The organism is Achromobacter sp. HZ34 (assembly GCF_002209485.1).
GTDB lineage: Bacteria > Pseudomonadota > Gammaproteobacteria > Burkholderiales > Burkholderiaceae_B > Bordetella_C.
In genome coordinates this window covers 635,220-659,028 of sequence record NZ_NJIX01000003.1, presented here as the reverse complement: position 1 = coordinate 659,028, position 23,809 = coordinate 635,220, and the positions used below count along the sequence as shown (strand labels likewise).

The window sequence follows — 23,809 nt, the reverse complement described above, 5'->3', positions numbered from 1 at the left end:
GGCCGCCCGGCCACGCGGCGCCCTGGCCGGGCGCTTTCCGGCTGGGCGCCGCCGGCTGGGTACCCCCGGCTAGGCGCCCCCGGCCAACTGCCCCGGCGGGGCGCGCACCCGCCGTTAAATCGCTCCCCCATCCATGAAAACGCCCGCGGCTTGCCGCGGGCGTTTTGCACTTATGATCGAAGCGCATTTATCCCGGCTCATGGGAGAAATCATGGAAAGGATCCCCGTCGACGTGCGCCATTGCGATACCTTGCGGATCGCGCTGGAATGCCACACCTGTTTCGAATGGCTGATGCCCGCCGCCGATGCCTTTCGCGCACGCTGGCCCGACGTCGAAGTGGACCTGGTCACGGGCTATCAATCCGACCCGGTGGCCCTGCTGCACGAAGGCCGCGCCGACATCGCGCTGGTGAACAACCTTGAGCCCCAGCCCGGCACGGAATTCTTTCACCTGTTGCGCTACCGCCTGATGGCCATCCTGGCCAACGACCATCCGCTGGCGCAAAAAAAAGTCCTCGAAGCCGAGGACTTTCGCGATGCGATGCTGGTGACCTATCCGATACCGGAAGACGCGCTGACCATCGTGCGCCAGGTACTCAAGCCGGCCGCCATCCCATTCACCCGGCGCACCATGGCGCTGACGCTTGCCATCGTGATGCTGGTGTCCGGCAGCCGCGGCATCGCCGTGCTGCCGCGCTGGGTGGTGCAGACCTACCTGCAGCGCAAGTATGTGTCGGCGCGGCCCATCACGGAACCCGGCTTGACCGCGGAGGTCTGGGCGGCGACTCGCACGGAAGACTGCGACAAGCCCCATCTGCTGGCGTTCATGACGCTGGTGCGCGAGACCAGCACCACGCACCTGGCCGACATCGTGTGATGCCCGCTGCGGCCAGGCGGGTGCACCTCGCCGGCCGCAGCGCACAGGTCGCCTCACGAAACCGCCGTGAGGCGCGCCCGTTACGCCATCTGTACCTGCGCCTGCACCGCGTCCGTTTCGTCCGGCGTGAGCGGCGCCACTTCCTCGGGGGCTGGCGGCGTCGTGCGCTGCCGCAAATGAATCGCATGGTCGGCCTGGCTTTCCCAGATGCCTGCATGCACGCGCGCCAGCACCACGGGATCGTCCAGCAGCTTGATCTTCTGCGGTTCGGTCAGCACTTCCACGCCCAGGTCCAGCACGCGTTCCACCTGTTGCTGGCGCTGTGCTTCGTTCAGCGCGTTGGGCCGGTGGCGGCCCGTGGCCATGGCGCAGGCCAGGGCGTTGACCGTGGGATTGGCCACCGCATCCTCGAACCTGGGGATATGCGGTACCGCCCGGTTCTGCGCGGTATAGCGCCGGGTGGCCTGCAATTCGGTGGGCGGCTGGGTCTCTTCCGGGATGCGGAACAGGCGATCCAGATACGCCCGCCGGCCCAGGTCGACCCGGCTGGAGGCCACCGACAGCGGGATGATCAGCAGCAGGGACGCCAGGATGGGCGCCATCCACAGCAGGAAGATGGGATTGAGCCAGGCCACCAGGGCCGCCCAGCAAATGCCCAGCAACGTCTGGCCGCCGTGGCGCTTGAAGGCGTCGCCCCAGGTGGTCGCGTCGTTGTCGCGCGCCGGCGAAATCCACTTGGCCGAGAGCCCCAGGAAGGCCGCCACCACGAAGCGGGTGTGGAACAGCATGCGCACCGGTGCCAGCAGCATCGAGAACATCACTTCCAGCAGCATGCTGCGCAGCGCGCGGCCACGGCCGCCATACAGCTTGGCGCCGCGCGCCCACACCAGCAGGATGCCGAGGATCTTGGGCAGGAACAGCAGCACGAAGGTCGTCGAGAACAGCGCGATGGCCTTGTCCGGATGCCATTGCGGCCAGATCGGGAACAACTGGCGCGGTTCGACGAAGTACTGCGGTTCGGTCAGGGTATGCACCGCCAGCAGCGCCGTCGACAGCAACAGGAACAGGAACCACAGCGGCGCCGACAGATAGGACATCACGCCGGTCACGAACACCGCACGGTGTACCGGATGGAAACCGCGGATGAAGAACAGCCGGAAGTTCATCAGGTTGCCGTGGCACCAGCGCTGGTCCCGCTGCACTTCTTCCAGCAGATTGGGCGGCAGTTCTTCGTAGCTGCCCGGCAGGTCGTAGGCGATCCACACCCCCCAGCCGGCGCGCCGCATCAGGGCTGCCTCGACGAAGTCATGCGACAGGATGGCGCCGGAGAACGACCCCTTCCCGGGTAGTGGCGCCAGCACGCAGTGGCGCATGAACGGCGCCAGCCGGATGATGGCGTTATGTCCCCAATAGTGCGACTCGCCCAGCTGCCAGTAATGCATGCCGGCCGTGAACAGCGGGCCATAGACACGGGTGGCGAACTGCTGGATGCGGGCGTACAGGCTGTCCATGCCGCTGGCTTGCGGCGAGCTCTGGATGATGCCGGCGTCGGGGCTGGCTTCCATCAGCTGTACGAGTTTCTTCAGGCATTCGCCGGTCATCACGCTGTCGGCGTCCAGCACCACCATATAGCGGTAGTTGGCGCCCCAGCGGCGGCAGAAGTCGTCGATATTGCCGCTCTTGCGTTTGACGCGGCGGCGGCGGCGGCGATAGAAGATGCGGCCGACGCCCTGTACCGCCTTGCACAGCTCGACCCAGGCGCGCTGTTCGGCCACGCAGATGTCGGCCTTGTAGCTGTCGCTGAGAATGAAGATGTCGAAGCGTTCCAGTGAATCCGTCTGGGCCAGCGATTCATACGTGGCCCGCAGTCCGGCGAAGACGCGCGAGACGTCCTCGTTGCAGATCGGCATGACGATGGCCGTGCGGGCGGTTGGCTCGATGTCCTTGTCGTCGACCCCGCGCGCTGAAATACTGTAGCGGTCGCGGCCGATGAGCAGTTGCAGGAAGCCCATCATGGCCGTCCAGAAACCGGCCGACACCCAGGCGAACAGCAGGGCGAACAGGAACAGGATGCCGATTTCCAGGATCTGCCGGCCCTGGTAGGGCAGCACGCCCTTCATGTAGTAGGTGGCGATGACCGTCTGCACCACCACCAGGAACAGCAGCGCCATGCGCCGGCGGCTGCCGGCCTGGCGCCAGCGCGGATCCATTTGCGGGGCGACGGCCTGGTAGTCCGGCGCCACGCTTTCCCTTTGGCCCCGCAGGCGGCGCCAGCCGCGCACCAGCGGATTGGGCGTCCAGGGTTCGGGCGACATCGGGGTGCGGTTCAGCGGCGGGGCCGAAGGCAGGCAGATGCCGGCGATTTCGGTCTGCGTCGCGAGCTGGGCCGCTTCCTGGTCCACGGCGTCGCCGGCTGCCAGCCGGCCGCGGGCCGATGCGGCCACGGCGTTGTCCAGGGGCGGAGCGCCGTCGGCCAGCTTTTGGTGAACGGCGGTAAGCGGCGCTTCGCCTGAACTCGCCGCCTCCGCCGCCAGCCGCTCGAACGCCGCCCGATTTTCGGGCGGCAGCGCAAGGCGGCTCAGGTAGTCCGAGACGTCATTGAGAGAGGAGGAGTTATTTTGCTTCAGGTTCATTGGGCAGGCGGTAGCTCCAGGTTTCCGACAGCGGCGCCTGGCCGTTGGTCAGGAAAGCCCGCATTTCCACCGGTTTTGTCTGGTCTTTCACATTCACCCGCAACGTCAGGCGGCGGCCGCCCGTCACGCTGTTGGGACGTACGCTGTTCTCGACGATCTGGCCATTGCCGTCGACCCACGTGTCAGCGGTGACGGTGGAGTCGGCCGGCAGCGACTTGAGCGAGTCACCGACGAAGTCCACCACGAAGGTGATGCTGCCGTCGGAGCGGCGCACCAGATCCGCACCCTTCACTTCATCGCGTGAACGGCGGGTCTGTGCCACCCAGGCCAAGGGCGTAGCGTGGGCCTTGCTGTCGGTCATCGTCCAGGTCATGCGGTAATCCGCATCCAGGGGCTCGCCCTTGCCGGGCGGCTTCTCCGGCACCCAGAAGGCGACGATGTTGTCATTGGTTTCATCTTTCGTGGGGATCTCGATCAGCTGCACGCTGCCCTTGCCCCAGTCGGTCTTGGGCTCGATCCACAGGCTGGGCCGCTTCTCGTAGTGATCGTCCAGGTCTTCATAGCGGCTGAATTCGCGGCCGCGCTGCAGCAGGCCGAAGCCCTTGGGGTTCTCCGCGGAGAACGCGCTGACTTGCAGGCGACGCGGATTCGTCAGCGGACGCCAGACCCATTCGTCGTTGCCGGTGTGGATGGCCAGGCCATCCGAGTCGTGCATTTCAGGACGGTAGTTGGCGACCGGCGAAGGCTGGTTCGAGCCGAACAGGTACATGCTGGTCAGGGGTGCCACACCCAGGCGGCCCACCTGGTCGCGCAGGAAGATGCGGGCCTTGACGTCGATCACCGTGTCCTGGCTGTTGGGCCGCAGCACGAAGCGATAGGCGCCGGTCGCACGCGGCGAGTCGAGCAGGGCGTAGATGGTGAGGTAATTGTCCTCGGGGGCCGGGCGGGCGATCCAGAATTCGCGGAAGCGCGGGAATTCCTCGCCGGAGGGCAGGGCGGTGTCGATGGCCAGGCCGCGTGCGGACAGGCCATACGTCTGGCCTTTGCCGATGACGCGGAAGTAGCTGGCGCCCAGGAACGAGGCCAGCTCGTCGTCCTTCTTATCGGCGCTGTTGACCGGAAACAGCACGCGGAAGCCGGCGAAGCCCAGGTTCTTCAGGGCCGACGGGTCCAGCTTCAGGCTGCCGTAATCGAAGTCATTGGGATCGAACTGGATCTCGTGCACGCCAGCCGCGTCGATCTCGTTGATCTTCACGGGGGTGTTGAAGTGCATGCCCTCGTGATAGAAATTCAGCTGGAACTTGGTGCCCGCGCCGCGCCAGTGCAGGCGGTCGTTCTTGAACCGCACCTGCTGGTAGCCGGCGAACTTCAGCTCCTGCAGCGAATCGGGCAGGTTGGGTTCGGGTGCCTTATAGCTTTTGTCGGCCAGTTCCCTGGCCTGCTTCATGACATCGAAAAACGAGAAGGCGCGCGCGGATTGGGCATAGCCCATTCCGGCGAAGGCGGCCGTCGTCAAGACAAGGGCAGACAACGCGCCGGTCAACCGGCGAAAGGAAAACGAGAACACGTGAGTCGGCCTCTGGCTCCAATGGGTGGGATGGATGTTACAGCGCGATTTTTGCACAATGTCCACATCGATTGTGCCGGGAGCCCGGGAAACGTGAAATAAATTCTTGCGAGGCGTTATTCCTTAATTCAGAGTGATTGAACCGTGAAGAAGACATCACCATGCAAATAACTATTCCCGATGATTACCAGGATTGCGTGCGCGGACTGGATTGCTATGCGTCCCTGGCCGCGCATCGAGTGACCATCTACCAGGACAATACCAAGGACCTGGATGAACTGGCGCGCCGCTTTGCCGACGCCGATGCCATTGTGCTGACGCGGGAACGCACGGCGGTGGGTGCGGCGCTGCTGGACCGCTTGCCGCGCCTGCGCTTGATCAGCCAGATCGGCAAGACCGCCTCCCATATCGACCTGGCCGCCTGTACGGCGCGCGGCATTGCCGTGGCCGAAGGCAAGGGCAGCGGCGCCGCCACGGCGGAACTGACCTGGGCCCTGATGCTGGCCAGCCGCCGCCATCTGGTGCGCGAAGCCAATGGCCTGCGTGCGGGACGCTGGCAAGCCACCTTGGGCCAGGAACTGTGCGGACAGCGCCTGGGCGTGTGGAGTTATGGCCGAATCGGGCGCCAGGTGGCTGCATACGGCGCGGCCTTCGGCATGCATGTGTGGGTGTGGGGCGGTCCCGCATCGACGGCCGCGGCGCGGGCCAACGGTATCGAGGTGGCGCCCACGCGCGAAGCCTTCTTCGCGCAGAGCGATGTGCTGACCCTGCATCTGCGCTTGAGCGAGACGACACGGGCCGCGATCACGCCGGCCGACCTGGCACGCATGCGGCCCGGTGCCTTGCTGGTGAACACCAGCCGCGCTGAACTCATCGAGGCCGGCGCGCTGGCGGCGGCGCTGCAGGCGGGCGCGCCCGGCTACGCGGCCGTCGACACCTTCGAGTCGGAGCCGGTGCTGGGGGCCGATCACCCCTTGCTGCATCTGGATAACGCGTTGTGCACGCCACACCTGGGCTTCGTTGAAAAGGACAACTATGAAGCCTACTTTGGCATGGCCTTCGACAACATCAACCGTTTTTTTGCCGGCGCGCCGACGAATTTGGCCAATCCGGAAGTGTTGACGCGATTGCGCGGGGCCTGACGACGTTCGGCCCCGGGTAGTCGATGCCGCCGCCCGGATGCCTATTCTTCGAAATCCCCCGTCCCCAGCGGCGTCACACCGTCGGTGGGGGCGTTGAGCGCTTCCTCGGCCGCGCGGCGTATGCGGTCGCTGCCGCGTTCAAAAGCCTTGAGCAGGCCGCTGCCGGTGCTGTCTTCGGCACCGAAGCATTCCCGCAGGGCGTCGCCGGAAATTTCAAACTTGCGGGGCTCGCCCTTGATGGTCAAGGAAAAGATGATCTCATCGTCCTTGAACTGGGCATTGGTCGCGCTGGCAAAAGTTCCCATAGTGCATCTCCCGTGGGTGAAACAAGCGTCATGCGCACGCACCTTGCAGTGCGTGCGCATGACGCTGTGAAACTGGCCCGCGCCCGTCAGGGGCACACCCCCGGCGACTGGCGGGCCGGCCGTCCAAGCGGGAGGCTTAGCGGGAACCGCCGGTATTGGGAGCGGAATTGGTCGGTTCGGCCATATTACCGCTGGTGCCGTGGTTCATGCTGCCAGAGCTGCTCTTGGTGCTCTTGCTATGCGATTTGCCGTTATGGGTGGCATCGCTGTTCTTGGTGCCCTTCTGCGTGTTGGCGCTGGGCGTGGCACCAGAATTCTTCGACGTCGGATTGGCGGTGCCAGGAGGAACCTTGGCATTGTTCGGCGGCGTGGCCGTCGTGTCATTCGGCGTGGTCGACGGCGTGGTGGGGGCCATCGTCTGTGCTTGGGCCGCGCCCGCGATGCAGAACGAGGCGATGGCCAGGGCGGAAGTCAGGCGGCGAAGCTTCATGAGTATCTCCTTGACGTTGCTGGAACTTGGTTTGAACAGAATGGAAAGCGCAGACCATTCCGCAAGCACCGTGCCATCCGCCTTCCAGGCGAGGGTATATCCCACGCGAAATGACACATTTGGCCCTGGCTGGCGCCACCTCGAACGAATAGTCCCCGGTCGGCCCGTCGATTCGTGAATCAATAAGTAACCATTCCGCGGCGGTACTTGACGCCCGTATTCGGCCTTAACGCCGGCTGGATTTCACTGCGAACGTGAATTTCATGGTGAAGCGGGGATCCACCCCAGCAGCCTGAACCAGGCGTAATCCAGCGGCACCAGGATGGCGAAGGTGATGACCGCGACGGCCAGGCACAGCATCAGGCCGGCGCGCGGCGGCACTTTGCCCATGCCCATGGCGACGACGAAGGGCGCGGCCTGATAGGGCAGCACCGGCGTCGCATAGCCGATCACCTGGATCATGAGCACCGTCAGCAGGGGCAGGCCGCTGCCGTCGGCCAGGGCCTGCGCCAGCGGGGTGTACAGCGCGGGCACGCCGTTGGCGGTGACGACGAAGTTGAGTACGCCGGTCAATCCGACCAGCGCGTAGAAGCTGCGCAGGGGCTGGGCGGGGTCCAGCGGCAGCAGGGGCAGGAGCCAGCGTCCGATGGCATGGCCCAGGCCGGATGCGGTGACCAGCGCGGCCAGGCCCAGGATGGCGGCGACGTACAGGCAGGTGCGCACGTTCACGCCGGCGGCGAATTCGTCGCCGTTGAGGAAGCCCACGCGCGGCAGCAGGCACACGCAGGCGGCGGCCAGCCCCACCCAGGCCGGCGAGATGCCGTGCCAGGTGTCGGTCATCCACAGCAGCAGGGTAATGACCAGCAGCACGCTCAGGCGTTTTTCGGCGCGGGTGAGCGGCGTGCGGGCGGTGGCCGCGACGATGGCTTGCGGTCTTGCGGGGAACATCAGGCAGATGGTGGCCAGCAGGACCAACCCTTTCAGGATCGCCAATACCGGGGTATGCAGCCACAGGTAGGACAGATAGGCGAAATGCACGCCATAGGCCTGCTCCGCCGCGCCTGCCATGACCAGGTTGGGCACGTTGGCGGGCAGGATGCTGGCGGACAGCTGGTAGGTGCCCATGCCGACGGCTAGCGCCAGGCCGATGCGTCCGCGGCTGCCTTCCGTCAGGCCGGCGCGGTCCGCCAGCGCCATCACGATGGGCATCAGCAGGGCGATGCGGCCCATGTTCGACGGCATGACGAAGGCCAGGCCGTAGGTCAGCAGGATCACGCCGCCCACCATGCGTGGCCATGAGCCGTTGAGCCGTGTGGCCAGGGTGCCGGCCATGCGGTCGGCCAGGCCCACCTTGCGGATGGCCAGGCCCAGCACGAAGCCGCTCAGTACCAGCCAGAACGCCGCCGAGGCGAAGCCGGAGAAGATCACGTCGACCGACGCGACGTGCAGGATCGCGGCGGCCGCGAAGAACAGCAATGCGACCAGGTACTCGGGCAGGCGCGCGGTGGCCCACAGCACGATGGTCACGGTCACCAGAATGGCGGCCGGCAACAAACCAGGATCCACGAACAGTCTCCTCAACTCAGATTGAACCAGTGGTTATCGGGCGCCAGCCCGAAGACGATGGGTGGGATTCCCCCGCCATCGATCCGCAGCCACAGGGGCGCCAGCCTGAAGACGATGGTGGGATTCCCCCCGCCATCGACACCGTAGCCACTGGGGCGCCAGCCCAAGGAGGGGGCCGGTGGGGGTTCCCCCCACACAAAAAACACCCTTCGTCAGCAGCGAACGCCTTATCCAACTTATATTTATGCCCGGCGCGGAGAATATGACGAAACCGGCAAATTTGAAAATCGCGCTTGCATGGCCCTTGCATGGGCGGCCGGCTCACCGCGTGACGATGAAAACCTCCGTCAAGCCACCCTCCGGCCTGGTCTGCACCCCTTGCCCAGCCTGCAGCACCACCGACTTGCGCCGGTTCCAACGCCCTTCGCTAACTTCAACCGTGCCGGATCTCACTTCCACACGCACGGCGGAACCCGCGCGCCGCAAGCCGAAGCTGCCTTCGTCGGTACGCGCCACCACTCCACCGGCTTTCGCTTCGAATGGGCGATCCGCATCCTTGTTGATCGTGAATTCCGCGGCGCCATCGCTCAGCCTGACTTCACGCCGGTGCTTGTAATACTGCACCTCCAGCGCGGTGCCGGTTTCCAGAACGACTCGCGATCCATCGGGCAGCTCGGGCGGCGCCTGATCCGCCGTGGCAGCAGGCAGATGCACGCTATAGGTGGGCGTAGCCAATATCTCCGGCAGCGTCAGCACCGCCATCAACACCATCATGGTGGCTACGCCAAAACGGCCCGCGCGGCGGCGCCGCAGTTCGTCGCGGCGAGCGATCGGATGCGTGGGCAGCGGACGGCGGAAAGGCATGGGGGCGGGCAGCGGACGAAAAACGGGAATTCTACGCGGCGCGTTCATCCCTCACGGAACTCGTCATCGAAACCTGGCCCCAAGTTTCGAACGACCCACAGCGCGTCCGTTCCCGACCTCGATGCCCTAGCCATCGGAATAGCATTCCCGCGCCCTGCCTGACTGCCCACTTCATCGAAACCGCCGCGGGCGAATGATGGCGGATCCGCGATTTTTATCCGGATAGCAGGGGTGAGGGTGGGGGAAATGCCATGTTCTTGCGTCTATATCTATAAGATGCTCCGTTGCAAATTCACGGAACTGGTCTACGAGCGCTCGGTCCCAAGTTTCGACCGAGACGAAATCCCGTAAAAGACACTGATGCCCAAGTCACCGAAACGGCCTCTTTTCCGCATAGCCACTGTTGTCGTCGTCGTCCTGCTGGCGCTGTCGGCCTGGGCCTTGCTGCGTACGCGCGAGGTCGTCGATACCTCTCCCATCACCCGTGGCGACATCGAAGTCAGCGTCACCGCCCTGGGCACGCTGCAGCCGCGCAGCTATGTGGACGTCGGCGCGCAGGCCTCCGGCGAAATCCGCCGCATCGCCGTGCAGCCGGGTAGCCAGGTCAAGAAGGGCGACCTGCTGGTGGAGATCGATCCCGCCGTGCAACAGGCCAAGGTCGATGCCGACATCGCGACGCTGGACAGCTTGCGGGCCCAGCGCACCGAGCAGGAAGCCCAGCGCGACCTGGCCCGGCAGCAATATGAACGCCAGCGCCGCATGGCGCGCGAAGGGTCCACCCGCGACGAGGATGTCCAGACGGCTTATGCCGATTTGCAGGTGGCGCAAGCCCGCATCGCCAACCTGACGGCGCAGATTGCCGGCGCCTCGTCCACCTTGAAGGGCGACCAGGCCCAGTTGGGCTACACCCGCATCTACGCGCCCATGTCCGGCACCGTCGTCACGCTGGATGCGCGGGAAGGGCAGACGTTGAACGCCACCTACCAGACGCCCAAGATCCTGCGGATTGCCGACCTGTCCTCGATGACGGTCTGGACCGAGGTGTCCGAGGCTGACGTGCGGCGCGTGAAACCGGGCATGAAGGTGTATTTCAAGACCCTGGGGGACGACCGCCGCTGGACTGGAAGCGTGCGCCAGATCCTGCCCGCGCCCCCCAATCCGCCTGAAAGCGATACGAGCGGCGGTGGCCAGAAAGCGGCCAGCGCCTCCACCGCGGGCAAGGTCGTGCTGTATACCGTCCTGTTCGACGTCGACAATGCGGACGGCGCATTGATGCCGCAGATGAGCGCGCAAGTGTTCTTCATCGAAAGCGCTGCCACCAACGTGGTGCTGGCGCCGATACCGTCCCTGCACGCCGTGAAGGACAAGCCGGGGGTCTACACCGCCCAGGTACAGGAGGCGGAAGGGCGCATCGTCACCCGCGAAGTCCAGACGGGCGTGCGTGATCGCCTGCAGGCCGAAGTCTTGTCGGGCTTGCAGGCGGGCGATCGCATCGTCACGGCGATCCACCGCGTGCGCGCGGCGGACGGGAAAGTGCAATGGTAGGGCCTGCGCTGATCGACCTGCGCGACATCCGCAAATCCTACGGCGGCACCGATGGCAGCCCGGCCACCGAGGTGCTGCGCGGCGTATCGCTGTCCATAGCCGAAGGCGAGTTCGTGGCCATCATGGGCGCATCGGGCTCGGGCAAGTCCACGCTGATGAACATCCTGGGCTGCCTGGACCGCCCCACGTCCGGCCAATACCGCTATGCCGGGCAGGACATCGCCACGTTCTCCGCCGACGAACTGGCGTGGCTGCGGCGCGAGGCTTTCGGTTTCGTATTCCAGGGCTATCACCTGATACGCACGCTGGATGCCTTGCGCAACGTCGAGGTTCCCGCGGTCTACGCCGGCGGTTCGGTGCGCGAACGGGAAAGCCGTGCCCGTGCCCTGCTGACCCGCCTGGGCCTGGACGAACGCATGGAGCATCTGCCCAATCAGCTGTCGGGCGGACAGCAGCAGCGCACGTCCATCGCCCGCGCCCTGATGAACGGTGGCCAGATCATCCTGGCCGACGAGCCCACCGGTGCGCTGGACAGCAAGAGCGGCGCGGAAGTGATGGTGCTGCTCAGGGAACTGGCGGATGCGGGACACACCATCATCCTGATCACGCACGACCGGGACGTGGCGCGCCAGGCGCGACGGATCATCGAAGTGCGTGACGGCCAGGTGATGGCGGACTATGCCGTCGATGCGGTCGATGCGGTGGCACCCACCGCCACGGCCGCGCCGCCGATACTGGCGTCCAGACCGATCGCAGGCAGCGACTTCACCAGGCGCATGCAGGAAGGCGTGGCGCATACCGCCAGCGCCTGGGCCGACATCCGTGAAGCGCTGATCTCGGCGCGGCGTGCCTTGGCGGTCAACCGCTTTCGCACGATATTGACCTTGCTGGGCATCATCATCGGCGTGGCTTCGGTCGTCGTCATGATGGCCATAGGCGCGGGCACGCAGGCGAAGGTACTGGAGAAGATGGCCGTGTACGGCACGAACCGCATGTACGTGATTCCCGGCAGCGACAACCCGCGTGCATTGGGCGGTACGTTGACGGAAGCGGACGTGGCCATCGTGCGCCGGGTGCCCAATGTCGCGGACGCCATTCCGTTTCTCAAGGGGCAGGTGACGTTGCGCGCGGGCAACGTGGACACGTCCGTGTCCGTATGGTCGGTGGCCAGCCATGCTCCTGCCATCCTGAACTGGCAGCCGGCGCGCGGGCTGTTCTTCACCGATACCGATGAGCGCGAACTGGCCACCGTGGTGGTATTGGGCAAGAAAGTCCGCCAGCGGCTATATGGCGAGCGCAACCCGGTGGGGCAGTACGTACTCGTCAACAACGTGCCTTTCCAGGTCATCGGGGAGATGAACGAGAAAGGGGCCACCACTGGCGATTCCGATGACGACGACGTGGCGCTGATTCCTTTTTCCACGGGCAGCAGGCGCGTGCTGGGCACAACCAACCTGTCGTGGATTTCGGTTCTGGTCGACGATGTTTCCAAGGCCGGCGCGACGGAGAAGCTGATCACGGAGGCGCTGACCGAGGCGCATCACGTGCAGGACTTCAAGACCTTCAATATGGCAGCGGTGGTGCAGGCGCAGAAGGAGACGCAGCAGACGCTGACGCTGATGCTGGGCTTGATCGCGGCGGTGTCATTGCTGGTGGGAGGCATAGGGGTGATGAATATCATGCTGATGACGGTGCGCGAGCGCACGCGGGAGATAGGCATCCGCATGGCTACCGGAGCGCGGCAGCGCGATATCCAGCGCCAGTTCCTGAGCGAGGCGGTGGTGGTGTCGCTGGTGGGCGGCGTGGCTGGCGTGGTGATCGGCCTGGCCATAGGCATCGCCTTGATCGCCCTGGGTGCGCCGGTGATTTTCTCGATCCGCGCCATCCTGGGGGCATTCGCGTGCGCCTTGGCAACCGGTCTGATCTTCGGCTTCATGCCGGCCCGCCAGGCCGCCAGGCTGGATCCCGTCGTGGCATTGGCGAGCGAATGACGACGGCTGGATATTCCCTCAACCCGGATTTTGCTGAAGGTGCATCCGCCCTGGCCATAGCCCCGCCCGCACCCGCGCGGGCAGCGCGCGTCCTGTCGCGTGGCATGGCCTGCATCGCGGTGCTGGCCGCGGCACTGTCGTTGAGCGGTTGCGGGTTGCCGGTGGCGCATACGGATGCTGGGCTGTCTTTGCCTGCCGCCTGGCAGGCGCCCCACGCAGCGGGCGCGACCGACGCCGCGCGGGTGGACGCGCAATGGTGGCGTGGCTATGGCGATGCCGAGCTGTCCCGCCTGATCGGCCAGGCGCGGGCCGACAGCTATGACGTTGCCGCCGCGGTGGCACGGGTACGCCAGGCCGAGGCCTCCGCGCGCATCGCCGGTGCGCCATTGCTGCCCGAGCTCAATGGCAACCTGCAGGCCGAGCGGGTCAAGCAAAGCGGCTTCCCCGCCCAGACCCTTTACAGCGCTGGCCTGTCGGCCAGTTACGAGCTGGACCTGTGGGGCGGCAATCGCGCGGCCCGGCAGTCCGCGCTGGCCACGCTTACCGCCAGCGAATACAGCCGTGATGCCGTCCTGATGACCCTGACGGCCGGCGTCGCCAATACCTATCTGCAGACCTTGGCCTTACGCGAGCGGGCCGACATCGCGCGGCGCAACTTGGCGACAGGCGAACGGATCCTTGCCTTCATCGAGTCGCAATACCGGGCGGGTGCCGCGACGGCATTGGACCTGAGCCAGCAGCGCGGCCTGGTTGCCAGCCTGCGCCAGGCGGTGACGCTGTTCGACCAGCAGGCGCGCGAAAGCCAGACTGCCCTGGCCATCCTGACGGGCAAGCCGCCGCAAGGTTTCGCCGTGGCCGCCAACACGCTGGACACCCTGCATGCGCCCAGCGCCGCTGCCGGCGTGCCGTCCGACCTGCTGACGCAACGGCCCGACGTCGCCCAGGCCGAACGCCAGCTGGCGGCGGCCGATGCCGACGTCACCGTGGCGCGTGCCGCCATGTTGCCCAGCGTCACGCTGACGGCGTCTTACGGTTCTGGCAACGATCATGTGCGCGGCCTGTTCGATCATCCCTTGCACGACCTCGTTGCCGGGGTGACCGCGCCCATCTTCAATAATGGCCGTCTGTCGGGCCAGCGCGACCTGGCGCTGGCGCGCCGTGAAGAGTTGCTGGCGGACTACCGCGGCGCCATCGTCAACGCCTTGGGCGATGTGGAAACGGCGCTCAACGCCCTGGATGGTTATGCGCGCCAGCAGCAGGACCAGGACGAAGTCGTGGCCCAGGCCCGCGAAGCCGTACGCCTGGCCGAGTCCCGCTACCGTGCCGGCGCCGAAACTTTGCTGACCCTGCTGGACACGCAACGCACCCAATTCAACGCCGAAGACGCCGCCGTCCAGCTGCGCCTGTCCCGCCTGCAGGCGTCGGTGTCCTTGTACAAAGCGTTAGGGGGCGGCTGGAAAGAGGGTATCGTCGCGGATGCCGCATTCCAGGGCCACCAGCCCAAGTCGGACGCGCTGGCCAGGCGCATGTAGCAGAGGCAGCGCAAAGTCTACCTCCGGCGCGGCAACGAGAACGCCATCATGGGTGTGTTCTCAACCGCGCTCCAGCGTGCCAGCGCGGCGCTTGCGGGCCGACAGGATATGCCGGCGCATCAATATCTCGGCCAATTCCCCATCGCGGTCCTCGATCGCGGCGACGATCCGCTCATGCTCCAGCACTGCGCGCCGACGCAGTTGCTGGTAATCCGTGGGGGTGCCGCGATACAAGCGCAGCAGCGGGTACAGCTCACCACACAGCAGGCTGATCAACATCGGGTTGTGGCTGCTGCGCGCCACCGCGTGATGAAAATCCTGATCGGCCTTTTCGTACGCGACATCTGGCGTACCCTCATTCCCGCCGGCGTCGAGGCTCCAGCTGTCCGGCGCGCGTACCGAGGCACGTAGTCGATCGATCTCCTCCGCGCTTGCATGCTCGGCTGCCAGGCGCGCGGCCATGCCTTCCAGCGCCTCGCGCACCACATACAACTCGGCCAGCGACTGCACGGAAGGCATCACCACCCGCGCGCCTTGATTCGCCGAGCGCGTGATCAGATTTCGCGCCTGCAAGCGGTGCAGAGCCTCTCGCAGAGGGCCCCGGCTGATTCCGTACTCGCGCGCCAGCGCCGGCTCGCTGATTTTCGCGCCGGCGGCCAGTTCGCCCGCCAGGATGGCATTCGACAGGCGTTGATATGCCTGTTCGGCCAGTGTCGGCTCTTTCGCATCAGCTTCCATGGTGCCCCCGGAGTGTTGACAATATACCCTCAGAATGTAGGACTTCTTTGGTATTTCTGGTGATTTTTCTCAAATGTGTTGACATTATACGGTTCGAACTGGAAGATGCGGCGTAAGTTAAGAGGAGACGAAGATGAATGCAAGGGTTTCCCGTACGCCCGCCGGGCAACTGCGCGACCTGCTCGCCAAGCCCGGTATTTTGATCTGTCCTGGCGTGTTCGACGGCTATAGTCTGCGCCTGGTCGAACAGATGGGATTCCAGACTGCCAACATCACAGGCGCGGGCCTCAGCGAAAGCAACCTGGGCTGGGCCGACGTCGGCATCATGGGCTACAGCGAAAACGTCCGTGCCTCGGGCGCATTGGCGGCTATCAGCTCCATTCCCTTGTCTGCCGATGGCGACACCGGCTATGGCAACGCGTTGAACGTTTACTTCACGGTGCAAGGTTTCGAACGCGCCGGGATCGCCAGCCTGTTGATCGAAGACCAGGTCTGGCCCAAGCGCTGTGGTCACATGGAAGGCAAGCAGGTGATCTCGGCCGAAGAGCACGTCGAGAAGATCCACGCTGCCGTCCAGGCGCGCAAGGATCCCGACTTCGTGATCAAGGCGCGCACCGATGCCACCGCGATCCATGGCTTGAAGGAAGCCATCCGTCGTCTCAATATGTACGCTGAGGCAGGCGCCGATCTGCTGTTTGCCGACGCGTTGATGAGCGCCGAAGACATCGCCACTGTGGCACGCGAAGTCAGCAAACCGCTGTCGGTGAACATGGGCTTCGGGATTCGCAATCGACCGACCACGCCGCTGTTGTCGGCCAGGCAGCTTGAAGACATGGGCGTGAAGGCCGTGTCGTATCCGCGTATGCTGACCGCCGCCGCGATCCAGGGCATGAAGAACGCCCTGGCCGTGTTCGGCACCATGATCGAGACCGGCGAGCCGGTCGACCGCCCCGACCTGCTGGTGCCCTTCGATGAATTGAACGAACTGATGGGCCACGGCAAACTCGGCGAGCTGCAGAAAACCTTCACGCCTCGCGGTTGATACAGTTCAAGCGCGAGATGGCCATGAACAACTCCTTCGGTACGCTCCGCGCCCTGACGGCGGACCTTCATTATTACAGTCTGCCGGTACTGGGCGAGACCCTCCACGTGGACCTGCGGCGCATGCCGGTCTCGCTCAAGGTCTTGCTGGAGAATCTGCTGCGTCATGAAGACGGTGTCATCGTGACGCGCGAGGACATCCTCTCGCTGGCGCGTTGGCCGGAGGGCGATGCCCTCGGCCGCGAGTTGTCCTTTCATCCGGCGCGCGTGCTGATGCCCGATTCTTCAGGCGTGCCCCTGTTGATCGATCTCGCCTCGATGCGCGATGCGATGGTCGCGCGCGGGCTCGATCCGCAGCGGGTCGATCCGGTCGTTCCCACTCAGCTGGTTATCGATCACTCGGTACGAGTCGACCGCTCGGGCAGCCCTGACGCCTTTGCCTACAACCTGAAGGCCGAGCTCGAGCGCAACCGCGAGCGCTACGGCGTGGTGCGCTGGGCCATGTCGCAGTTCAGGAATTTGCGCGTGGTGCCGCCAGGCAACGGCATCGTGCATCAGGTCAATATCGAGTATTTCGCCCAGGTGGTCAGCACCGCCGAGCGCGACGGCGTGATCCTGGCGTTTCCGGACAGTCTGGTCGGCATGGACAGCCACACACCGATGGTCAACGGCATGGGCGTGTTCGGCTGGGGCGTGGGTGGCATCGAAGCGGCGACCGCGATGTTCGGTCAGCCAGTCGGCCTGCAGACGCCCCGGATCGTGGGCTGCCGCCTGAACGGCGCGCCGCGCCCCGGCGTGATGTGCACCGATATCGTGCTGGCTTTGACGCGCTTTCTGCGGGAAGCTGATGTACTAGCGGCGGTAGTCGAATTCTGCGGCCCGGCGCTGGATCATCTGACGCTGCCCGATCGCGCCACGATCGCCAACATGGCCGCGGAATACGGCGCCACCATGGGCTTCTTCCCCATCGACGACGAGACCTTGCGTTATTTGCGCCAGACCGGCCGCACGCCACAACATATAAAGTGCGTGGAGCTTTATGCCCGAGCCCAGGGCCTGTGGCGCGACCAGCCGCCGGACTTCCAGACGCTGCTGGAGTTCGACTTGTCGACCGTGGCGCCGGCGCTGGCCGGCCCTTCGCGGCCTGAGGCGCTAGTGCCGCTCTGCGACGTCGGCCAACGCTTTCGCGCCACCTATTCCGAGCGCGGCACCGCCGAAGCCGCGGCGCCGCCTGGCGGCAGCCGCCAGCGGCCACTGCGGCATGGCGATATCGTCATCGCCTCGATTGCGTCGTGCACCAATACCGCCAACCCTCATCAGGTCATCGCCGCCGGCTTGCTGGCGCGTAACGCGGTGCAACGTGGGCTGAGCATGCCAGGGTGGATCAAGACATCGTTCTCGCCTGGTTCGCGGGCGGTCTCGGCCATGCTCGACAAGGCAGGCCTGAGTCCCGCACTCGACACGCTGGGCTTCAACGTGGTCGGCTTCGGCTGCATGGCCTGTGGCAGCAACAGCGGCGTGCTGGCAGCGGAAGTCAGCGCGGAGATCAACGCTGGCAAGCTGGTGATGGCAGGCATCATCTCCAGTAACCGCAACTTCGACGGCCGCCTCAACCCGGCAGTGCGCGGTACTTTCCTGGGCTCGCCACCGCTGGTGGTGGCCTATGCACTGGCCGGCTCGATCCTGTGCGACATCACGCGCGATCCGCTCGGAGAGGGCAAGGATGGGCGCCCTGTCTTCCTGGCCGATATATGGCCCGGCGACGACGAAATTCACGAAGTCCTCACCCATTCGCTGACTCAGGATCTGTTCCGCGACGCCTACGACACCTTCGCGGACCCGGGTCCCGAATGGCACGACATTCCCTACGGCAAAGCGCCGGTGTTCGCCTGGGACGAGCGCAGCATGTTCCTGCGCGCGCCGCCCTTCCTCGATCTGCCGGGCGACAGCACCGCGCCGATCGAAGGCGCGCGCATGCTGCTGATGGTGGGCGACGATCTGACCACCGACCACATTTCTCCGGGCAGCCTGGTTCCGCCCGATAGCGACGCGGGCGTCTATCTGGCCGAGCACGGCGTAGCGCCCGAGCGCTTCGGGACCTATATCAGCCGGCGCGCCAATCACGAGGTGATGGTGCGCGGCACCTTCGCCAACCCGCGCCTGCGCAATGAGATGGAGCCGGACAAGGAAGGCGGCTATACGCGCCATCAGCCGGCTGGCGAAGCGATGTCCATTTTCCACGCCGCGCAGCGCTATGCGGCTGAGGGCGTGCCGCTGGTGGTGGTGGCCGGCAGCAACTACGGCTGTGGCTCATCGCGCGATTGGGCCGCCAAGGGTACGCGCCTGCTCGGCGTACGCGCGGTGCTGGCCGAGAGCTTCGAGCGCATCCATCGCTCGAATCTGGTCGGCATGGGCGTGTTGCCGCTGGAATTCCCGCCCGGCGTGACCCGCCTGACTTTGGGCCTGACGGGCGCGGAGCGCTTCGACATTCCCAATATCGCCGGCGCGCTGCACCCCGGCACCAAAGTCGATGTTCGCATCACCTATGCGGACGGGCGCGCCGCGACCCTCTCCCTGACCAGCCGCGTCGACACCCAGCGCGAAGCCGACTGGGTTGGCCATGGCGGCGTGCTTCCCTACGTCCTGAATCAATTGGTGGCTGCATGACCTCGACCTCCCTCGCGACACCCGCAGCGTCGGTGACGCCGGACATGGCGCCGGCCGCCAGCTTGACTGCTCGCATTTGCGAACGCATCGTCGCCGCCGCGCAGACGCCGTTGGAAGGTGACCTGCTACGCGCGGCACGGCAATTATTCCTTGACGGCCTAGCCGTCGCGGTCGCAGGCGCAAGACTCGAACATTCCCCGCGCCTGCTGCTGGAGCACTTCAAGGATCCACTTACCGGTAGCGGCAGCGGTGCCACCGCCGCCGTGCTGGGCCTGGACGACCGTCTGGGCACGATCGCCGCGGCGATGGTGAATGGCGCCTCGATGCACGTGCTGGATTTCGAGCCGATGTGGGTGCCCGCCACCCATGCGTTGTCGCCCGCGCTGGCGGCCACCCTCGCGCTGGGCGAGGCGATCGGTGCGAGCGGTGCGCAACTGCTCAAGGCGATGGTGCTCGGCATTGAAATTCAAGGACGCCTGCGCCAGGCCGCGGGCAAGCTGCAATCGCATCAGCTCAAGTTCCATCCACCTGGCTTTGTCGGTCCGATCGGCGCCGCGGTGGCCTGCGGCTATCTGCTCGACTTCACGGCTGAGCAGTATGCGAATGCAATCGGCATCGCCGGCTCGCGCTGCGGCAGCTTGTTCGTCAACCTGGGGACGATGACCAAATCCAGCCACTGCGCGTACGCCGCCGCGGCTGGCCTTGAAGCGGCACTGCTGACGCGACGCTGCTTCACTGCCACGCAAACCTTGTTCGACGAGGCGCCGCAAAGCTACGGCGACGCGTTCTTCCCGGTCGGATTCCAGGGCGAACGGCTGCTCGAGTTCGGACGCCCCTTCCGCGTGCTGGACCCTGGCTACGCAATCAAGGTCTTCCCGGCCAAGTTCACCACCCACTATGCAATCACCGCCGCCTTGCTGGCGCGCCCGCAGATTCCCGACTTGGCGGCCGTCAAGCAGATCCGCATGCGCGCCGCCGACGTTCCGTCGAGCGATCGGCCGCATCCGAAGGGGGGCCTGGACGGCAAGTTCAGTCTGCAGTACACCGCCGCGGCCGCGCTCGTCGACGGGCAGGTCGGCTTGTCGACGTTCACCGACGAGATGTTGGCGCGACCGGCCATGCAATCGCTGCTGGGCAAGATGCAGGTGACCTTGTCGCGCGACATCCCCAGCATCTATACGGAAGGCCGTTACCTGGAAATGGAAGTCGAGCTCGACGACGGTACCGTGGTGTGCACCCGTTGCGATCGGCCCCGCGGCTCGTGGGGCGCGGAGCCCATCACCGAGCAGGAGCATCACGCCAAAGCGCGCGACTGCCTGGCGACGTGGCTCGACGCCGCGGCGGTTGAACATTGCGTGGCCGCTTGCGATCGCATTGAACAGCTCGACTCGCGCGGTGTCGCCGAACTGTTGGCGCTGGCCAGCAGCGGGCGGCTTGATCCACCGGTATAGCGAAGACTTGGGACCCACCAGCCTGAAAGCAGGGAGACAATGCTGTCAAACAATACCAATCCGCGCGGCACGACCGACGCAGAGCCCCACTCGGGCACCACGGATGGCGCTCAAGGCCTGTTGACCATGCCCGGCGCGAGCAGTGAGCCTGAGGCGCCATCCACGCCGGTCATGCACACCATGCGGACTTTCTCGATCGGCGGACAGCGCTACGGCGTCGATCTGGCTCATCTGGGTTTTGTCACAGCGATCGTGGCGTGGTGCGCCTGGTATGGCGTGGACGCCTGGCGCGCGCAGAAAACCATCACCAACCTGATCCTGATCGTGCCCGCCGTGGTCGGCGCCCTGGTGTTGTACGTTGTGATCGCGCTGAAGTGCTTCAAGCGCGTCCCTCCCCAAAGCGTTCCCGCCCGCGGTTTTACCCTCGCCACTGGACGCAACCCGCTCAAGCCCGGCATGGCGAGCAGGATCGCCGTCACGATGGCGATGCTGCTCGCCTTCGTGATTGTCGGCCCGACACTCGGTTTCGACATCGCCTGCTTCGCCTACATCGCGGCCATGCTGCTGTTCACCGGCGAGCGCCGTCTCTGGGTGCTGCTTGGCGTGCCGCTGCTGTTCTGCGCACTGGTGCTTTACTGCTTTACCCAACTGCTCTACACCCCGCTGCCACTGATGTTCTTCCGAGGCAACTCATGATCGACATGCACGCCCTGTTGTCCGCTCTGCAGATGCTTGGGCACTCTTGGCAACCCTGGCTGGTCATCGTACCCGGCATCCTGATCGGCCTGACGGTGCATGCCGTGCCAGGCCTGACCACGTCGATGGCTTTGGCGATCTGCCTGCCATTGATCCCCTACATGGATTTCCTGCAGGCGCTGATTTTCATGACGGCGATGTATGGCGGCGCCTTGTTCGGCGTGGCAATCCCGGCCGTGCTGTTGAATGTGCCCGGGTCGGCAGCAGCGGTCGGTACCACTTTCGACGGCTTTCCGATGGCGCAGGCCGGCAAGCACAATGAGGCGCTTGGGCTGGCCTTGTGCTCTTCCTGCCTGGGGCAGTTCCTGGCCTATCTGATCCTGCTTGCGCTGGCCGAGCCTATTGCCAATTTCTCGATGAAGCTGGGCCCGCCCGAAATGCTGGTCGTGTCGCTATGGGGCCTGGCGCTGATAGCGCGCCTGCGCGGCCGACATCTGGCGCGTGGCCTGCTGGCGGGGGTGTTCGGCCTGCTGCTGGGCACGGTGGGCATGAGCGCTCAAGGTGCCGCGCGCGGCACCTTCGGCATGTCGGACCTGCTCGACGGCGTTCCGCTGGTACCGGCGATCGTCGGATTGTTCGCGGCCGCCGAGTTGTTCAATCTGGTGGGGCGGGACTACATCGTCGACGACGCGACCCGCCGGCGCGTTGACGGTCGCCGCATCCTGGCCGGCATCGTCGAAACCTTCCGGCATCCCGGCACGGTATTGCGCGGCGCCTTGCTGGGCACCGGCATCGGCGTGTTGCCCGGCGGCCATGCGATCGCCAATCTGCTCTCGTATTCCGAAGCACGCCGCGCCGCGCGCGACCCGGAGCGTTTCGGCAAGGGTGACCCGCGTGGCATCGTCGCGGCAGAGTCGGCCAATGCCAGCTCCGAGGGCGGCTCGATGGCCACGCTGCTCGCGCTGGGCATTCCGACGGGCGGTGCCACCGCGGTGATGCTGATTGCGTTTGGCATGCATAACATCACTGGCGGCCCAGCTTTCATGCGCGACCACAAGGATCTGGTCTACGCGGTGATTCTATCCAGCCTGGCGCAAGTCTTTTTCCTTGGCGTGCTCGGGTTCGGGTTCATCTACATCGCTGGTTTCACCGTCAAGGTGCGCCTCCGCATGCTGGTGCCGATCGTGCTGGGACTGGCGGTGATAGGCAGCTACGCTCTGGCGCAGAACCTGGCGGGGCCGCTCACGCTGGGCGTTTTCGCGGTGATCGGCTGGCTGATGCAGCGCTTCGATTACCCGGTTGCGGCGATGGTGGTGGGCATGCTGCTTGGACGCGAGACCGAGGGCGCCTTGCTGCGCAGCTATCAAATGAGCGGCGGCGACCTGCACTACTTCCTGACGCGGCCGATCGCATTGGTACTACTGGGACTGCTGATTGTGTCGCTGGCCTGGCCGCTGCTGCGCGATCGCCTCAAGCGCCGCACGCGCGCCGCGGTGCTCGGCGACACGCATTAGCGCCGGCCGTGCTCAAGGATGGGCCAGCGAATCGGCAGGCCCCACCCATGAAAAATCGGCAGTTCGCTGAATATGATGGAGGAGACCATGACAATCAACCGCAGAAGCTTTCTGGCCAGCAGCATCGCGGCGCTGGCGGCTCCCGCGCTGACGCGCACCGCGTTTGCCGCCGACGATGGCTGGCCGCGTCGCCCGCTCACCATACTCACGCCGTTCGATGTCGGCGGCAGCGCCGATCGCATGGCGCGCGGCTTTGCACAGTACATGCCGAAGTATCTTGGCAAGCCGGTCCAGGTCGTCGACCGGGCGGGCGCTGGCGGCATGATCGGCACCACCTGGTTCATGCATCAACCCGCCGACGGCTATACCGTGATGCTGACGCCGGCAACGCCCTTCATTCCCGTCAACATCCTGGTCACCAACGCGCCTTACAAACTGTCCGACATGACCTTCGTGAACGCGCAGTGGAAAGACGATACCGTCCTGCTGGTGCCGAAGGATCGCCCGTGGAAAACCGCCAAGGAGCTTATCGACGCGATCAAGGCCAGCCCGGGCAAGATTTCCACCGGCGTCGATTTCGGCTCGGTGGGCCATATCACCACGATGGCCTTGCTCGACGCACTGGGTCTGAAACCCGAGGCAATACGCATAGTCACCTTCGACGGCGCCGGCGCGATGCGCACTGCGCTGGCCGGCGGCCAGATCGACTTCAATATCGGCCAGGTCGAAGGGGCAGACTTCATCAAGGATTTCATCCGCCCGCTGGCGTTGTTTCTCGACCATCGCCGACCCGATTACGATGTGCCGCCGATCAACGAAGTGCTGGCCGACTATCACACCTCAGTGCCCATCATTCCCGGCTCGGTGCGCTCGTTCGTTTACCGGGCCGAGTTCAAGGCCCAGCACCCGGACGACTACGCGAAGTTTGTCGCTGCCTATCGGGCCACCATGGCCGACGACGGCTTCAAGAAGTTCCTGGCTGATAACAGGATGGGCAACGACTGGGTCGGTGAAGAAGAGACCACGCGCATCATGCAGGTCAGCTTCGACACGCTGGCCAAGTATAAGGACTTGATCAAGCCGTCGTGATCGGCACAGTATTTCTCTTCATCCTTGGCGCTTGCCTGTCGCTTCTGCTCAGCCTTCACCGCTCAAATCAAGCCCGTGCTGGCCATCCAATCGGAACGCGC

Annotated in this window: 18 protein-coding genes; 11 read left to right on the top strand and 7 right to left on the bottom strand. The window is 65.3% G+C overall.

Annotated elements, in window-relative coordinates; translation table 11 throughout:
- The first annotated feature begins 211 nt into the window (after positions 1-211).
- Complete coding sequence (locus CEY05_RS15040; RefSeq protein ID WP_088599255.1) at positions 212-877, top strand: LysR substrate-binding domain-containing protein; 666 nt, start codon at positions 212-214, stop codon at positions 875-877.
- An 80-nt stretch (positions 878-957) separates the two neighbouring features.
- Here the strand turns inward: CEY05_RS15040 and mdoH are convergent, their stop codons facing one another.
- A complete protein-coding gene (gene mdoH / locus CEY05_RS15035; protein WP_088599097.1) occupies positions 958-3,510 on the bottom strand; it encodes a glucans biosynthesis glucosyltransferase MdoH in 2,553 nt (850 codons plus the stop codon).
- The gene (locus tag CEY05_RS15030) at positions 3,491-5,002 is read right to left on the bottom strand and encodes a glucan biosynthesis protein G (RefSeq protein ID WP_088599254.1); all 1,512 of its coding nucleotides are present in this window, start codon (positions 5,000-5,002) and stop codon (positions 3,491-3,493) included. Before CEY05_RS15030 ends, mdoH begins: the two co-directional genes overlap by 20 nt.
- Before the next feature lie 236 nt (positions 5,003-5,238).
- Between CEY05_RS15030 and CEY05_RS15025 the strand changes: the two genes are divergently transcribed.
- A complete protein-coding gene (locus CEY05_RS15025; protein WP_088599253.1) occupies positions 5,239-6,219 on the top strand; it encodes a D-2-hydroxyacid dehydrogenase family protein in 981 nt (326 codons plus the stop codon).
- 41 nt (positions 6,220-6,260) lie between these two features.
- Here CEY05_RS15025 and CEY05_RS15020 read toward each other — a convergent pair whose 3' ends face one another.
- From CEY05_RS15020 to CEY05_RS15005, 4 genes are all read right to left on the bottom strand, one after another.
- The gene (locus CEY05_RS15020) at positions 6,261-6,524 is read right to left on the bottom strand and encodes a DUF1488 family protein (protein ID WP_088599096.1); all 264 of its coding nucleotides are present in this window, start codon (positions 6,522-6,524) and stop codon (positions 6,261-6,263) included.
- A gap of 136 nt (positions 6,525-6,660) precedes the next feature.
- Positions 6,661-7,014 carry a hypothetical protein gene (locus tag CEY05_RS15015; RefSeq protein WP_088599095.1) on the bottom strand — a complete coding sequence of 118 codons (354 nt, stop codon included), beginning with the start codon at positions 7,012-7,014 and terminating at the stop codon, positions 6,661-6,663.
- A gap of 261 nt (positions 7,015-7,275) precedes the next feature.
- Entirely contained in the window at positions 7,276-8,580 is a 1,305-nt protein-coding gene (locus CEY05_RS15010) for an SLC13 family permease (protein ID WP_233161529.1), read from the bottom strand.
- A gap of 321 nt (positions 8,581-8,901) precedes the next feature.
- Positions 8,902-9,444, bottom strand: a complete 543-nt coding sequence (locus tag CEY05_RS15005; RefSeq protein ID WP_158219342.1) for a FecR family protein — start codon at positions 9,442-9,444, stop codon at positions 8,902-8,904.
- Between the two features lie 360 nt (positions 9,445-9,804).
- Between CEY05_RS15005 and CEY05_RS15000 the strand changes: the two genes are divergently transcribed.
- The 3 genes from CEY05_RS15000 to CEY05_RS14990 are packed head-to-tail and all read left to right on the top strand — an operon-like array spanning position 9,805 to position 14,512.
- Positions 9,805-10,989, top strand: coding sequence for an efflux RND transporter periplasmic adaptor subunit (locus CEY05_RS15000; RefSeq protein ID WP_088599093.1), 1,185 nt, complete (start codon positions 9,805-9,807; stop codon positions 10,987-10,989).
- A complete protein-coding gene (locus CEY05_RS14995; RefSeq protein ID WP_088599092.1) occupies positions 10,983-12,980 on the top strand; it encodes a MacB family efflux pump subunit in 1,998 nt (665 codons plus the stop codon). Before CEY05_RS15000 ends, CEY05_RS14995 begins: the two co-directional genes overlap by 7 nt.
- On the top strand, positions 12,977-14,512 hold the full coding sequence (locus CEY05_RS14990) for an efflux transporter outer membrane subunit (protein ID WP_233161528.1): 1,536 nt from the start codon (positions 12,977-12,979) through the stop codon (positions 14,510-14,512). The genes CEY05_RS14995 and CEY05_RS14990 overlap by 4 nt, the downstream gene beginning before the upstream one ends.
- A gap of 60 nt (positions 14,513-14,572) precedes the next feature.
- Here the strand turns inward: CEY05_RS14990 and CEY05_RS14985 are convergent, their stop codons facing one another.
- Entirely contained in the window at positions 14,573-15,250 is a 678-nt protein-coding gene (locus CEY05_RS14985) for a GntR family transcriptional regulator (protein ID WP_088599091.1), read from the bottom strand.
- A gap of 133 nt (positions 15,251-15,383) precedes the next feature.
- Here CEY05_RS14985 and CEY05_RS14980 point away from each other — a divergent pair, with 133 nt between their 5' ends.
- The 6 genes from CEY05_RS14980 (at position 15,384) to CEY05_RS14955 (ending at position 23,708) form a co-directional block, all read left to right on the top strand.
- Positions 15,384-16,292: an oxaloacetate decarboxylase gene (locus CEY05_RS14980; RefSeq protein ID WP_088599090.1), complete on the top strand. Its 909-nt coding sequence runs from the start codon at positions 15,384-15,386 to the stop codon at positions 16,290-16,292.
- Between the two features lie 23 nt (positions 16,293-16,315).
- Positions 16,316-18,958, top strand: coding sequence for an aconitate hydratase AcnA (gene acnA / locus CEY05_RS14975; RefSeq protein WP_198952782.1), 2,643 nt, complete (start codon positions 16,316-16,318; stop codon positions 18,956-18,958).
- Complete coding sequence (locus CEY05_RS14970; RefSeq protein ID WP_088599089.1) at positions 18,955-20,409, top strand: MmgE/PrpD family protein; 1,455 nt, start codon at positions 18,955-18,957, stop codon at positions 20,407-20,409. The genes acnA and CEY05_RS14970 overlap by 4 nt, the downstream gene beginning before the upstream one ends.
- A gap of 39 nt (positions 20,410-20,448) precedes the next feature.
- The gene (locus CEY05_RS14965; protein WP_088599088.1) at positions 20,449-21,105 is read left to right on the top strand and encodes a tripartite tricarboxylate transporter TctB family protein; all 657 of its coding nucleotides are present in this window, start codon (positions 20,449-20,451) and stop codon (positions 21,103-21,105) included.
- Positions 21,102-22,619: a tripartite tricarboxylate transporter permease gene (locus tag CEY05_RS14960; protein WP_088599087.1), complete on the top strand. Its 1,518-nt coding sequence runs from the start codon at positions 21,102-21,104 to the stop codon at positions 22,617-22,619. Before CEY05_RS14965 ends, CEY05_RS14960 begins: the two co-directional genes overlap by 4 nt.
- Positions 22,620-22,706: 87 nt before the next feature.
- Positions 22,707-23,708 (top strand): tripartite tricarboxylate transporter substrate binding protein, encoded by a 1,002-nt coding sequence (locus CEY05_RS14955; protein WP_158219341.1) that lies wholly within the window; start codon positions 22,707-22,709, stop codon positions 23,706-23,708.
- Positions 23,709-23,809: the final 101 nt, after the last annotated feature.